The sequence below is a fragment of the Rickettsia finnyi genome (assembly GCF_049668125.1).
Classification (GTDB): domain Bacteria; phylum Pseudomonadota; class Alphaproteobacteria; order Rickettsiales; family Rickettsiaceae; genus Rickettsia; species Rickettsia kotlanii.
On sequence record NZ_CP187160.1, the window covers coordinates 186,814 to 199,981 of the forward strand.

The following is a 13,168-nucleotide window of genomic DNA, read 5'->3' on the forward strand; positions in this document are numbered from 1 at the left end:
CTACGCGGGAATGACATGGAATATTACGTTTTATTATCAACTATATTAACCGATAAAGGAATTACTACCTTACCGAATATATCAAGTATTTTATCCTTATATATAACATAATCTATCTGCAAATTAGATAATTTATTTTTTACGTTTGTCATATGATCATCTAGCATCTTTAGAGATTCATCTACCGATAGATTATTAGTATGATATTTAAGTATTAATTTGATTATTAATTGTCTCTTAGAAACTAACAAAATATTATCTATATTTGTTAATTCCCATTTAATTTCTTCTAATTTAAAAGCTGGATTTAAAGTAATTATTAACCTTTTAAGCAAATCAAACGGCAGTGGGACCGGGGCTTCTAGTAATTTTTCTATTACATATAAATCAGCTAGGCTAGCAGTATTTTTAATATTATATTTGTATTCTTGATTTGTTGCATAATATTTTTCATTAATAGAGTTTATGTCTTTGTAATTTTGTTTTGTATTATATTTGATAATACCGACCACTAATATTAATATTATAAGTAATGCACTATATAATTTAAATGTCAGATCCTTTATAGTAACTAGTTTTTTTATTGATTTTAAATTATTATTATAAGCGGGAAAACTCTTATATTCTAGAAACAGTCTACTAATATTCGTATCTATAAATCTTTCTTTTTCTAGAGTTTGCTTATTTAGTATATTATCAACCGGTATAAAGATTACAGGGCGTTCTTCAAAATTTGTTGATTCTAATAAAGATTTTAACTCTTCATCTACTATAAGAATTATACAGGCTCTTTGGTCAAGATTACTTATATAGTTTTTAAATAATATCAAACAATCATTAATTTCTTGTTCTATAATACCTTGAACATAGCCGGTTGTTTTATCAAATGGATACTCAAGATTTCTAATTGTTATTATATTATTTTTATGTTTGATAATAAATTTCATACCGCTAGCTTGTGATGCATATACACAAATTTGAAAATAATCGTTATATTTATCATTTTCTATATTCCGCACTATTTTATTTATAATAACTTTTAGCTCTAACGTTAAAAAGTAAATGCCTTTTAAATCAAGAGATCTTTTATCTATAATGCATGAAATTATATCACTTAAGGGTGTTTCAAATGGACACGACATAATTAAAGTCGACCAAATTTCACTTGGGGTAGTAGTAATTTCGTAAACACAATGTGCTATAATGTCTTCTTTATTAAAATAACCTTCAATAAATTGTTCAATAGGATCAAGTTTAACTATTGACTGTAATATAGGTATTTGATCGTGCCGTGTTTTACATTCACTGCCGTCAAGTAAAAAATAAATATCGCTTTTTGGAAATTTACTAAAAAAGTTTTTATAAGGATTTAAGTCTATCTGTTTCCGAGTAGGGATAAATAATTTATCTAATAATTTATTATCGAGAAAAGTACTAAGAAATACACCTTTATTACCTAGTAACACCACAATCTTTTTTCTTTTGAAAGAAAATATTTTTAATTTTGTAGCAAATTGAACAAAATGTAATTTGATCGACTCAAAAATATTTTTCATAAATAAATTTATTTTAATCATAATTCAGTGTATTTTACTATACTGGACGTCATTTCTGCGTGGATACCCGAACCGTCATTGCGAACGACTGATAAGGAGCATGGCAATCTCAGGACTTTGGTACGAGATTGTGTACGTACAATTACTACGTAATTTTCCTCGCAATGACAAAAAATGATCCTCTCCGGAATGACATAACATTAAATAATATATCTTACCATGACTAAATTTACCACCGAAGAAGTTAGAAGTAAATTTATAACTTACTTTAAAGCAAATAATCATACACATGTACCGGCCAGCTCGTTAATTCCACACAATGACCCTAGTTTAATGTTTGTTAATTCCGGAATGGTACAATTTAAAAATGTTTTTACCGGACAAGGAAAAAGACCTTATAACAAAGCGGTAACTAGTCAAAAATCTCTTAGAGCCGGCGGCAAGCATAACGACCTTGAAAATGTCGGTTATACGGCAAGACATCATACCTTTTTTGAAATGCTAGGTAATTTTTCATTCGGTGACTATTTTAAAGAACAAGCCATATATTACGCTTGGAATTTATTGACTAAAGAATTTGAACTCCCAAAAGACAAGCTTTATGCAACAATTTATCATACTGATGACGAAGCAGCTTCTTATTGGAAAAAAATAGCAGGTTTTGGGGATGATCGCATTATAAAGATCAAAACAAACGATAATTTTTGGTCAATGGGTGATACTGGCCCTTGCGGTCCTTGTTCCGAAATTTTTTACGACCACGGTGAACAAATATATGGCGGACTTCCCGGTACTAAAGATGAAGACGGTGATAGATTTATCGAGATTTGGAATATGGTATTTATGCAATATGAACAAATCGATAAAGATACTAGCATAGAATTATCGCAAAAATCTATCGATACCGGTATGGGTCTTGAGCGTATGACGGCAGTATTACAGCATGTTAATAACAATTATGATATAGATTTATTTCAGGAAATAATTAATTTTACCGAAAATATAGTAAAAGCGAAAGTAGAGGGAGAAGCTAAATTTTCTTACCGAGTTATTGCCGACCACTTACGAGCAAGTAGCTTTTTAATAGCTGACGGCGTTATTCCTTCAAATGAGGGGCGTGGTTACGTACTTCGCCGCATTATGCGAAGATCCATGAGGCATGCTCATATGCTTGGGGCAAAAGAGCCGTTAATGTATAAATTACTGCCAAAACTTGTTGATTTAATGGGGAATGTTTATCCTGAACTTAAAAGAGCAGAAAGCTTTATAAGCAGTATCTTAGAACAAGAAGAAATTAGATTTAAAGCCACATTAGAACGTGGTCTCAAACTTCTTGCCGAAGAAACAGAAATGCTAACAAAAGGTAATGAATTATCAGGAGAAGTAGCATTTAAACTATACGATACTTACGGATTTCCGCTTGATTTAACCGAAGATATTCTAAAAAACCGTGATATTTCCGTTGATCATAAAGGGTTTGAAGAACAAATGCTTATGCAAAAAGAACGTGCTAGAAAATCTTGGCTTGGCTCCGGTGAATCAAAAATCGATCAGTTGTGGTTTGATATCAAAGAGCAACATGGTAGCACGGAGTTTTTAGGATATACACTGAATGAAGCAAAATGTAAAATAATTGCATTAATCAAAAATAATAATTTAGTTAATGATATAAAAGAGATAGATACACAATTCCTGCTAATCAGCAACCAAACTCCTTTCTACGGTGAATCAGGCGGTCAAATAGGTGACATCGGAACGATATTTGCAAAAGATTCTGAAATAGAAGTAATAGATACTTTAAAATATTTAGGCTCTATTATAGTCCACAAATGTATTTTGAAAAAGGGGCAGATTAACGTAGGCGAGAATGCTAATTTTAGTATAGACATAAGATATAGGCAAAATTTAAGAATTCATCACTCGGCAACGCATATATTACATGCAGTACTGCATGAGGTACTTGGTAAACATGTTAATCAAAAAGGTTCGTTAGTCACTCCAACTTATTTACGCTTTGATATTAGCCATTCTAAAGCTGTGACTAATGAAGAAATTACCTTAATCGAAGATAAGGTAAATGAGATTATTAGAGATAATCATGAAGTAACTACTACATTAATGGCAACTGAAGATGCAGTTAAACAAGAAGCTATGGCACTGTTTGGCGAGAAATACGACTCTGAAGTAAGAGTAGTTAAGATGGGGGAGACTTCTTTAGAATTATGCGGCGGGACGCATGTCAGACGTACCGGTGACATCGGTTGCTTTAAAATCACAAGCGAAAGTGCTATAGCAGCAGGTGTTCGTAGAATTGAAGCAGTTTGCGGTGAATTCGTAATTAAATTAATGAGAGAAAATGATAGTTTACTTAAATCGATAGAAAGTAGTTTAAAAACTAATAAAAATGAACTTATTACTAAGGTTAATAATATCTTAGAGCGTAACAAGGAAGTTGAGAAAGAGTTAGAAAAAACTCATTTAGCTAGTTTAGATTTAAGTATAGAGCAAATTGAAAAGCAAGCTGCACAAATAACAGGAATAAAACTATTATACAAAAAAGTAGGAAATATAGACAATAAAATATTACGTCAAGCTGCCGAAAATTTAACAAAAAAAGTAGAAGATTTGATAATGGTATATATTGCCGAGGGAATTGGTAAATTATCTATTACGGTTGCAGTGAGTAAAGCTATAACAGACAAATACAATGCAGATATAATTGCAAAAAAACTTTCTTTATTCTTAGGTGGCAGCGGCGGAGGTGGCCAAGCAAGCCTTGCTCAAGCCGGTGGAAATGATATAGGTAAGCTAACTAACATCCATGAAAAATTATACAGTTTATTGACAGTGTCGTAGTGTACTAATTTAGGATGTCATTACGAGTGTGCTTTGTAGATGGATACCCGGTTATTATTGTGAGCAACCGTAGTACTTGCGTGGCAATCTCGTCAAATATCCTGAGATTGCTTCGTCAATTACTTCGTAATTTTCTCGCAATGACAAGGTGGTATCCACATAACAATGCCTATGCAGGGAGACATTGTAATGACAAAATTTATGGTTGTTAATACGCTGCTTTCACAAAATAAAGACCGGCGGCGGGAGCAGTAGGACCGGCGGCTTTTCTATCTTTGGCTTCTAGAACATCTTTAATTTGTTCTGCCTGCCAAATATTTTTACCAACAAGTACTAAACTACCGACAATATTACGTACCATATGATGCAAAAATGACGGGGCTGAAAGATATAATTTTATTTCTTCGGCTTCTTTAATAATATTAAGTTCAGTTAAAGTTTTAATCGGTGATTTTGATTGACATGAGCTAGCCCTAAATGAAGTAAAATCATGTTTACCTAATAGATAAGCGGCAGCTTGTTGCATAGCCAGAACATCTAAAGGTGAACTAATCCACCATGCTCTATTTAAATCAATTACCGATGGATAAGGTCTATTAATAATTCTATATATATAATAACGAGAGGTAGCTGAAAACCTAGCATGAAAATTATTGGGGACTAATTCACAATTCCATACTCCTACGGCATACGGTCTTGCAAAATAGTTGATAGCCGTAATAATTTTGTGAGGTTCTAAATATTTTGAAAGATCAAAATGTGCTACTTGACCTATAGCATGAACACCGGCATCTGTTCTTCCTGACCCAAACAATATCACCTGTTCACCGGAAAATTTATAAATCGCTTCTTCTAATATCTGCTGTACCGACATTACTCCTGCTTGTCTTTGCCAACCTGCAAGATCCGTGCCTAAATATTCAATGGTAATTTTATATCGATACATAATAGCCCACTGTCATCCTGTGGCTTGACCACGGGATCTTGTATCACAGCCCGTGTCCTGAGATCCCAAATCACGAGATGACAGTATAAGTATTATCATGCTTCTAGTAAATCCGATGGATTACCGTCACCACGCTTTCCTCCGCTTCTAAAGCTATTAAGTTTTTTGGATCTAATAGGATGTTGTAACTTTCTTAAAGCTTTTGACTCGATTTGTCTTATACGTTCTCTAGTTACTTTAAATTGCTGCCCTACTTCTTCTAATGTATGGTCAGTATTCATACCTATACCGAAACGCATTCTAAGCACTCTTTCTTCACGAGGCGTAAGGGTTGCAAGTACTCTAGTGGTAACTTCTCGTAAATTTGACTGAATTGCCGCATCAATCGGTGCTACTGCATTCTTATCTTCGATAAAATCGCCTAATTGACCGCCGTCACTATCATCACCTACGGGATTTTCAAGACTTATAGGTTCTTTAGCTATTTTCATGACTTTACGTACTTTATCAAGCGGCATTGAAAGACGGTTAGCGATTTCCGTTGCTGTTGGTTCGTATCCGAGTTCATTAAGCATTTGTCTTGAAGTACGTAGTATCTTATTAATTGTTTCAATCATATGCACAGGAATACGTATAGTCCTTGCTTGATCGGCAATAGCTCTTGTTATAGCTTGTCTAATCCACCACGTAGCATAGGTAGAGAATTTATAACCACGGCGATATTCAAATTTATCCACCGCTTTCATAAGTCCTATATTACCTTCTTGAATTAAATCTAAAAACTGCAATCCTCTATTAGCGTATTTTTTAGCGATAGATATAACTAAACGTAAATTCGCTTCTATCATATCTTTTTTTGCTTGTAGCGTTTGTCTCTCACTTTTTTGTATAGTATTCACTAGTTTTTTAAAATCATTAATTAAAAGACCGGTTTTAGATTCTATAATCGATAATTCAGCAATCATTTGATCTATATAATCCGATTCTTTAGTTATTAACTCTTTCCAAGCGACTTTTTTATTTTTCAGCATTTTTTCTTTCCATGCTGCATTGATAACCGATCCTATATATTCATCAAGGAAATTTTGGCGAGTTACTCCATATTTTTCAGCAAGTTTTAAAAAAGCTGTTTCTTTATTTATTAAATCACGATTTATTCCATACATCTTACCTAAAATTTCTTCTGTTCTTTTAGAATTAAAATGTATTTCCGAAACTTCATTTATTAATAATTCCAAATTATTATATTTTTTGCTATTTTGTAAAGCCTTCGGATCAAAAGATTTCTCATAACATTTTTTAGCTTCAATGAGTAGCTCTTCGCAGATAAAAGAAATCTTTTTCATACGCTCTATAATATTAGGTAATATCTGCGTTTCTACTCTAGACATAGATAAGTGATTATCCTCATGCTCTTCTCCTTCGGTCTCACTACTATGTTCTTCATCATTTTCGGGTGTTTCGTCATGTAACATGTTAGCTTCTAAATCTATCAGATCACGTAGTAACATTTTTTCATTAACTAAATCTTCATACCATACTATAAAACAACGCATAGCAATAGGGCTTCTACATAAGGAAGCAGTCATTGTTTTATGTCCTTCCTCAATCCTTTTTGCTATTTCTACTTCATTTTCACGAGTTAAAAGATCGACTCCCCCCATATCCTTAAGATATAATCTTACAGGATCATCGGTAGTACCTATATTTTCTTCTTCTACCTCATCCTCAGATTCATTATCAACATTGGTAGATAGCTTAAATTCTTCATCCATTCCGATATCAAGCTTAATTTCATCATCTTCATTAGATTCTAAAATATCTACCCCCGCATCGGAAAATTTTAATATAGCTTCCTCTAATTGTCTTATTGAAGGATTTTTATTAAGAGGAAGAGCGTTGTTTATATCATCATAAGTGACCGGTATCTTTTTAGATTTAGCTTTTTTAAGTAAACTATCTATTTTATCTAGATCATTGTTTATATTGCTATTGCTCATTAAATACCCTATATGCTTTTTTCTTTTAAAAGAAGTTTGAAATAATTAAGTTATCGTGTGATTAATAAAAGATTCGTTTAAAACTTGAAGTTCATTTGCAATCTTCAGAATTTCTTTTTTATATAGTAAAACTTTTTCAAAGTCGTGATTGTCATTACTGTTTATGGTAATAGCGTATTCTTGTTGTAAACTTATTAGATAATATTTCTTATGTAGCCACTGCCATAATAAATCCAGTCTGATATTATTTTTATTAAATGAGATATCTAAAAACAAATTATCCGTTTTTGATAATAATAAAAAAATATCAAAAAAGCTAGTTTTTTCCACAATTGCAGTAATTTCACTTGCTTCTACGTTATTATCTATAATCTCGTTTAAATACCAATTACGGAATTCTTCAAGCGATTTATTATTAAAATTTAAATTTAAGATGAAATCTCTAATATCTTTTTCTTCAAGAATTATAGGAAATTTAACCAACAAAGCACAAAAAGCGTGTTCTAGTATTTCAAGCTCCGAATAGCCGTGACTTAAAATTATAGGAGCCAAATTTGAGTTTTTAGTTGTAGCTTTCTTCTGCGTTGTGACTAAATTTTGCCATATTTGATCTTTAAAAAACCTATAATAACTTGCTTTTAAAGCACTATCCGATATTTTACTGCAATAATTTTTTAAATTTTTTTCTAAATTAGCTTTTGCTTCCGCAGTTTTAAAACTCTTGCCGCTATACTCAATATGCCAAATCATTTCTGATAAGCTTATTCTTTTATCTATAAGCTTTGCAAAAAAATCAGCACCGTTTTTATTTACTGCATCGTCAGGATCAAGTCCGCTTGGTAACTTAATAAAAGAAATTTTCTTTTCACTATTAATAAGCGGTAATGCTAAGTTAATAGTTCTTATGCTAGCTTTCATGCCTGCATTATCTCCGTCAAGACATAATATAATTTCATCGCCAGCACGCCATAATTTATGTAAGTGATTCTTGGTAACGCTAGTACCGAGACTCGCAACCGTTTCACTAAAACCTGCTTGATGTAGTGCTATAACATCAAAATAACCTTCTACTAAAATCGAATGATTTTTTTTATAGCTACTGCTTATCGCTTTATGCTCACCGTATAGAGTTTCACTTTTTTGAAATACTGTAGTTTCAGGTGAATTTAAGTATTTAGGCAGCCCCTCCCCTAGTACTCTACCACCAAAGCCTACAATTTTATTGTAAATATTTCTAATTGGAATAGTAATACGGTTAGAAAATAAATTATATATTTCACCGTTTTCTCGCTTGCCGATTAGCCCTGCTTTACCAAGCTTTATAATATCTATATTTTTATTGTGAAAAAATTTTTCAAATTTATTATTCTTCGGGGCAAAGCCTATTGAAAACTCTTTTACTGTTTCTTCGGTAATACCCCTTTCGTGTAGATAATGTAATATTTCAGGTGTTAATTGTGTCCTGAAAAACTTATTGGCGAGTTCTAAAATATTTAGAATTTCATCAGATTCTTCATAAAATTCTTTCTGTTTCGCAGTTAATTTCGGTATCTCTATACCGTAATCGGTTGCAAGCTTTATAGCAGACTCATTATAAGATAAACTGCTAATATTAGAAGTAAATTTTATAACGTCACCGGCTGCTTTACAACCAAAACAATAGAAAAATCTCTTACTATCACTAACCGTAAAAGATGGGGTCTTTTCTTGATGGAAGGGACATAAACCTACATAGTTACCAGATTTTCTAGTTAAAGCTACTTTTTGCCGCACTACATCCGATATGTTAATACGGTTTCTTAAGAACTCATAAAATTCCGGTGCAACTCTCATTATATTACAATATGTAGGAAAGAATAGCTGTAGAAATACAATAAGAAAGCGGTATAGACAAATTATCGTTAATTCTTAAATCTTTTGAATAAAATTCAGCTACTGTAGCCCCTATGCAGCTTATAATAATAATAATAAAACTTGTATTATATCCTAAATAGAAATACACTAATATACTTATAAAAATTGCAGAAACTAAAAAGGTAATAGAACCGGCTATAGATTTACCGTTACCTAAGCTATTTCCTATTTTAACGCCGACAAGAGCCGCTAAACAATCTGAAATAATTAAAATTAACCACGAACAAATCACTAAATTTTTAGGAAAAAGAAGAGCAGTTAAGAAAAAACCGAGCATCATAAAGCTAACACCGCTTAAAGCAAAAGAACCGTTATTTTCTTCAAGCCTTATAACTGTTGAAAAAAATCTAGTTACAAATTCGCTAATTTTTGCATTATTATGACGTGATATATCTAAATATAATGTAATAGCCGTTATTATAAATAATAATAACGTAATAATAGCGGTTCTTGGAATAAATAAATAAAGCAGCGGAAATATTATAGCCGATAGGTGGAAAATTTTACGCTTTTTCTCAAAGTCAAAATCTTTAATTTCCATAAGATTACTAATTTGTCGCTATTGTTATATGAGGAATAATGCCAACATCATTGCAAGCAGTATTCAATGTCATACCACGACTTGATCGCGGTATCCAGTCTTTATTAGTTTTTTCTGGATTCCTGCTTTCGCAGGAATGACATAACAGAATCCGTTTAGACAAGGACCACTTGCAATGACGATATTTAGGCAATGCCAAATAATTAAAAAGGCTTATTTGACAAATTTCACTATTACAAATATACTTGCTGAAATCTATATTATTGAAAATAGTATACTAAAATTACTAAATCTATACAATATAATTATGAATACAAAATTTCCTATCACCGCTAAAGGTTTTGAAAAATTAGAACACGAGCTTAAACATTTAAAACATGTAGAACGTAAAAAAATTAGTGAAGATATAGCCGAAGCACGAGAACACGGCGATTTATCCGAGAATGCGGAATATGAAGCGGCACGTGAGAAACAAGCATTTATAGAAGGGCGTATTAAAGAGCTTGAAGATATGACGGCAAGAGCGGAAATTATTGATATTGGTAAATTATCGGGAGATAACATAAAATTCGGGGCTACGGTTACTTTGATCGACAACGATACTGAAGAAGAAGTAACATATATTATTGTAGGAGAATATGAAGCCGATATAACTAGAAAAAGAGTTTCAATCGCTTCTCCTATAGCAAAAGCTTTGATTAGAAAATCGGTAGGTGATTTTGTAGAAGTTACAACACCGAAAGGATCTAAATCATACGAAGTAGTTACCGTTGAATATAAAGAACTAGAACTTTAATTTGATTTTTTTGTCACTATAAACGTTAACCGTATGACTTGTTATGTCATTCCCGCCTACGCGGGAACGACATCGAATAGGTTTTTCGATCCATGCAACAACCCCTACTCTTTGCAATGACGATTTGGGTATCAACAACGCAGGTATGACATTATTAATTACTTCTTCTTAAACATCTCGAGCATTCTTTTTGTTACTATAAATCCGCCGAAGATATTTATAGAAGCAAGCAGCGTTGCAAAATACCCTAGTAGACCGGGAAACCCAAAAGCAGAGCTACTTGCAGCAATCATAGAACTAAGAACTATAATACCTGAAATAGCGTTAGTAATAGACATAAGCGGAGTATGGAGTGTAGGCGTTACTTTCCACACAATATAATAGCCCACAAAAGAAGCTAATACAAAAATAGTTATAGCAAATATTAGCGGATCTATAGTACTTGTGTTTGTTTGCCAACTAGTATCTATTACCAAATCTTTTAATTTATCTGATAATTCTTGGGTATTATGGGCAATTTCAGCAGCCTGTTTAGCCATTATCGGTAATTGATTCATATATTTAATTTCTCACTCACAATTTTTCCGTCTTTAGTAATCAACATCTCACGTACTAATGCATCATCCATATTAAACTTACCGTCTTGCAATGCATAGGTTAGAAAATTATACAAATTCTTAGCATATAATTTTGAGCTGTCGGTAGCAACTTTAGTAACAAGGTTTGATAAACCTATTATGGTAACTCCGTGCTTAGTAACAATCTTATCCGGTTCTGAACCTTTCACGTTCCCACCTGTACTAGTCGCTATATCAACAATCACTGAGCCACGCTTCATAGATTCTAGCATTTTTTCCGTAACAAGCAGAGGTGCTTTTTTTCCCGGAATTTGTGCAGTAGTAATAATTATATCATATCCTTTAATAATTTTTGCTAAAAACTCTTCTTGTTTAGCTTTATAATCTTCCGAACTCTCGTGAGCATAACCTGATTTATCTTGTAAATCCTCCTGTAATGCCGGTGAAACAAACTTAGCTCCTAAGCTTTCTACCTGCTCTTTGGTAGCAGCTCTTACATCATATCCTGCAACAATGCTACCAAGCCTTTTTGCCGTTGCAATAGCTTGAAGACCGGCAACACCGATACCAAGCACTAAAGTTTTACACGGTGAAATCGTCCCTGCTGCCGTCATCATCATAGGAAAAACCCTTGTGTAATGATAACTTGCTTCAATTACCGCTCTATAGCCTACTAAGTTACTTTGAGAAGATAAAGCGTCCATATTTTGAGCTTTAGTAATTCTCGGCACAAACTCCATAGCAAAAGTCGTAAGGTTTTTTTTAGCTGCCACTTTTATATATTCATGATTTAAATAAGGCGATAATAATCCTACAATAATTGCTCCTTTTTTTGCAAATTCAAGCTCACTATATTTATCCGTAACGGATGAAGGTTGCACCTTTAATATAATATCAGCATCAGAAATAATTTCGAGTGGTACCGAAGATATTTTAGCACCTAGAGCAACATATTCTTCATCAAGAAAACCGGCATGAAGCCCTATATCTTTTTCTACCATAACCGCATAGCCTTTTTTGACTAGCAATCCTGCTACTTCAGGCGTTATAACGGCTCGTGTTTCATGCTTGGCTTTTTCTTTTAAAGCAACGATTTTCATAAATATTAATTATATTTTGCATTAACTGAATACATAAGGTATTTTAAACATAATTTAAAATATAAAACAACGAAAATGAAAAAAATATTTTTTCTAATCATTATTTATCTTTTTGTGAATTTAAGCTTAGCATTTGGGGCAGATGATAAAACAGCTATTTCGGAGCTAAAAACTTATCTACATACGATAAAATCGGTTGCGATAGATTTTACTCAAGAAGATTCATACGGTAAAATAGTTAAAGGAAAATTATTGATCCATAAACCTTATAATTTTAGATGTAATTATTATCCTCCTTTCCCTTTAGTTATAATAGGTACTAAAAATTTCGTATCGATGTATGATTATGATATGGAGCAAGTAAGTCGTATTAATAGAAGCGAAAATACATTTAATTTTTTATTAGAAGATAATGAGCATTTTGACAAGGATTTTGTTTTTGAATCGGTAATTAACGAAAGAAATATTTCTAAAATTACTATCTATCATACTCTAACGGAAAAACGTAGCGAAATTACTTTTAATAAAGCTACTCAACAAATTGAAGCATTAAAAATATTTGAAGATAATAATATAGTCACTATTACTTTTGATAAAATAGCTCAAGTACAAAAATTTTCCGATGATTTGTTTAAATTAAAAAACCCTGAAATATTCGGTCCTCCTGAAAGATTAACAAAATCGGAAATAGAAAAAAAATATATTGTTTCTTGAAAATAAACAGGTTATGTTAATTATGCTAGTAGTGGGCATTGTACCTGTTTAGTCGGTCAGGTCTGAAAGGAAGCAGCCAGAATAGGATTCGATGGGTCATTACTAGCATTATTCTAATTTTGATGTCATTTCTACAGCAAGACGGCTCGTTTTATGTCATTCCCGCG

Annotated in this window: 10 protein-coding genes and 1 other RNA gene; 4 read left to right on the forward strand and 7 right to left on the reverse strand. The window is 32.3% G+C overall.

The annotated features are described in order from the left end of the window. Positions 1 to 23 precede the first annotated feature (23 nt). On the reverse strand, positions 24 to 1,577 hold the full coding sequence (locus ACPKKV_RS01040; protein ID WP_392505750.1) for a hypothetical protein: 1,554 nt from the start codon (positions 1,575 to 1,577) through the stop codon (positions 24 to 26). 198 nt (positions 1,578 to 1,775) lie between these two features. On the opposite strand from ACPKKV_RS01040, the gene alaS reads away from it, so the two are divergent. Next, positions 1,776 to 4,412 (forward strand): alanine--tRNA ligase, encoded by a 2,637-nt coding sequence (alaS, locus tag ACPKKV_RS01045; protein WP_392505751.1) that lies wholly within the window; start codon positions 1,776 to 1,778, stop codon positions 4,410 to 4,412. Between the two features lie 208 nt (positions 4,413 to 4,620). Here alaS and truA read toward each other — a convergent pair whose 3' ends face one another. The 4 genes from truA to ACPKKV_RS01065 form a co-directional block, all read right to left on the reverse strand. After that, positions 4,621 to 5,358: a tRNA pseudouridine(38-40) synthase TruA gene (gene truA / locus ACPKKV_RS01050; RefSeq protein WP_392505753.1), complete on the reverse strand. Its 738-nt coding sequence runs from the start codon at positions 5,356 to 5,358 to the stop codon at positions 4,621 to 4,623. Between the two features lie 95 nt (positions 5,359 to 5,453). Beyond that, on the reverse strand, positions 5,454 to 7,358 hold the full coding sequence (rpoD, locus tag ACPKKV_RS01055) for an RNA polymerase sigma factor RpoD (protein WP_392505754.1): 1,905 nt from the start codon (positions 7,356 to 7,358) through the stop codon (positions 5,454 to 5,456). A 45-nt stretch (positions 7,359 to 7,403) separates the two neighbouring features. Then, positions 7,404 to 9,191, reverse strand: a complete 1,788-nt coding sequence (gene dnaG, locus ACPKKV_RS01060) for a DNA primase (protein ID WP_392505755.1) — start codon at positions 9,189 to 9,191, stop codon at positions 7,404 to 7,406. Between the two features lie 4 nt (positions 9,192 to 9,195). Then, positions 9,196 to 9,813: a diacylglycerol/polyprenol kinase family protein gene (locus ACPKKV_RS01065; RefSeq protein ID WP_392505757.1), complete on the reverse strand. Its 618-nt coding sequence runs from the start codon at positions 9,811 to 9,813 to the stop codon at positions 9,196 to 9,198. Between the two features lie 307 nt (positions 9,814 to 10,120). Here ACPKKV_RS01065 and greA point away from each other — a divergent pair, with 307 nt between their 5' ends. Beyond that, entirely contained in the window at positions 10,121 to 10,609 is a 489-nt protein-coding gene (gene greA, locus ACPKKV_RS01070) for a transcription elongation factor GreA (protein ID WP_392506907.1), read from the forward strand. A gap of 158 nt (positions 10,610 to 10,767) precedes the next feature. Here the strand turns inward: greA and ACPKKV_RS01075 are convergent, their stop codons facing one another. Beyond that, the gene (locus ACPKKV_RS01075; RefSeq protein WP_392505758.1) at positions 10,768 to 11,166 is read right to left on the reverse strand and encodes an NAD(P) transhydrogenase subunit alpha part 2; all 399 of its coding nucleotides are present in this window, start codon (positions 11,164 to 11,166) and stop codon (positions 10,768 to 10,770) included. Then, the gene (locus ACPKKV_RS01080) at positions 11,163 to 12,287 is read right to left on the reverse strand and encodes an NAD(P) transhydrogenase subunit alpha (RefSeq protein ID WP_392505759.1); all 1,125 of its coding nucleotides are present in this window, start codon (positions 12,285 to 12,287) and stop codon (positions 11,163 to 11,165) included. Before ACPKKV_RS01080 ends, ACPKKV_RS01075 begins: the two co-directional genes overlap by 4 nt. Positions 12,288 to 12,362: 75 nt before the next feature. On the opposite strand from ACPKKV_RS01080, the gene ACPKKV_RS01085 reads away from it, so the two are divergent. Continuing rightward, positions 12,363 to 13,001 (forward strand): outer-membrane lipoprotein carrier protein LolA, encoded by a 639-nt coding sequence (locus ACPKKV_RS01085; protein WP_392505760.1) that lies wholly within the window; start codon positions 12,363 to 12,365, stop codon positions 12,999 to 13,001. Between the two features lie 20 nt (positions 13,002 to 13,021). Next, an RNA gene (gene ffs / locus ACPKKV_RS01090) (signal recognition particle sRNA small type) lies at positions 13,022 to 13,115 on the forward strand. Positions 13,116 to 13,168 lie beyond the last annotated feature (53 nt).

Coding starts and splice junctions, on each gene's coding strand:
- rpoD (WP_392505754.1), bottom strand. CDS start 7,358: ATGAGCAATAGCAATATAAACAATGATCTAGATAAAATAGATAGTTTA.
- alaS (WP_392505751.1), top strand. CDS start 1,776: ATGACTAAATTTACCACCGAAGAAGTTAGAAGTAAATTTATAACTTAC.
- dnaG (WP_392505755.1), bottom strand. CDS start 9,191: ATGAGAGTTGCACCGGAATTTTATGAGTTCTTAAGAAACCGTATTAAC.
- ACPKKV_RS01075 (WP_392505758.1), bottom strand. CDS start 11,166: ATGAATCAATTACCGATAATGGCTAAACAGGCTGCTGAAATTGCCCAT.
- truA (WP_392505753.1), bottom strand. CDS start 5,358: ATGTATCGATATAAAATTACCATTGAATATTTAGGCACGGATCTTGCA.
- ACPKKV_RS01085 (WP_392505760.1), top strand. CDS start 12,363: ATGAAAAAAATATTTTTTCTAATCATTATTTATCTTTTTGTGAATTTA.
- ACPKKV_RS01080 (WP_392505759.1), bottom strand. CDS start 12,287: ATGAAAATCGTTGCTTTAAAAGAAAAAGCCAAGCATGAAACACGAGCC.
- ACPKKV_RS01040 (WP_392505750.1), bottom strand. CDS start 1,577: ATGATTAAAATAAATTTATTTATGAAAAATATTTTTGAGTCGATCAAA.
- ACPKKV_RS01065 (WP_392505757.1), bottom strand. CDS start 9,813: ATGGAAATTAAAGATTTTGACTTTGAGAAAAAGCGTAAAATTTTCCAC.
- greA (WP_392506907.1), top strand. CDS start 10,121: ATGAATACAAAATTTCCTATCACCGCTAAAGGTTTTGAAAAATTAGAA.